This is a genomic window from Streptomyces sp. URMC 127, from assembly GCF_051386535.1.
In the GTDB taxonomy this organism is placed as follows: Bacteria; Actinomycetota; Actinomycetes; order Streptomycetales; family Streptomycetaceae; genus Streptomyces.
On record NZ_JBPQTW010000468.1, the window covers coordinates 1 to 855 of the forward strand.

Below are 855 nucleotides of genomic sequence, written 5' to 3' on the forward strand. Positions count from 1 at the left end.
GGGTGACGGGGCCGTGGCCGGGGCCGTCACCGGCGGGGCGACGGCGCGGGCGATGAGCGCCTGCGCCTCGGTGTTGCCCGGTTCCCGCTGCAGGGCCGCGGCGACGTGGGAAATCGCGTCCTGGTTGAGCCCCGCTTCGAGGAGGAGCTGGGCGAGGTGCAGGCGCAGGGGCACATCGTCGGGCGCGGCGTCGACGGCAGCGCGCAGGCTCTTGATGAGCGGGGACTCTTCGGGCATGGCCCAAGGGTAAGCGGGGGTGCGGGGCGGCTCTTTACTTGGACTGGTGGTGCCCGCCCTGCCACTGTTTGTCGCCCTTGCCATCGCCCTTGTTGTCGGTGGGCTTGTCACCTCCGCCACCGCCGTTGGTGACGCCGCTGCCCGAACAGTCGCCGAGGACGCTCGCGGTGAGGACGGTCTTGCCGTCGACCTTCGCGGTGAACTTCCCCTGGACGCAGGAGTCGTCGTAGAGGCCCGTCACCCGCCCGAAGACGATGATCTTCTGTCCGCCGCTGGTGCGGCCGTCGCAGTCGACGCCGACGGCGGTGACGGGCCGCGGCGACCCCTTCTCGGTCACGCCGGGATCCTCCGCCTTTCCGGTGCAGGCGAGCCACTGCACGGGGTATCCGTCGTGCTCAAGGCGGGCGGTGGCCCGTTTGTCGGCGTTCACGGCGACGACGACGGAGTCCAGCCCGCCGGGGCCCTCCTGCCGGCAGCCGACGAGCCCCACCGCCGCGGTGCCCGCGCACACCACCGCACCAGCTGCACACAGCACCGATCGTCCCCGTAGGCGCCCCCATGCCCGCATACGCGGCAGTTTCCCACCGACGGGGGCCGGGGGGAAGGGCGGCCGAGGGG

Annotated in this window: 2 protein-coding genes; both read right to left on the bottom strand. The window is 72.7% G+C overall.

Translation table 11 applies throughout. The annotated features are described in order from the left end of the window. Positions 1-237 (bottom strand): tetratricopeptide repeat protein (locus tag ACSNOH_RS34945; protein WP_436725466.1); only part of this gene is annotated, 237 nt, incomplete at its 3' end. 34 nt (positions 238-271) lie between these two features. Further along, positions 272-772, bottom strand: coding sequence for a hypothetical protein (locus ACSNOH_RS34950; RefSeq protein WP_436725467.1), 501 nt, complete (start codon positions 770-772; stop codon positions 272-274). Positions 773-855: the final 83 nt, after the last annotated feature.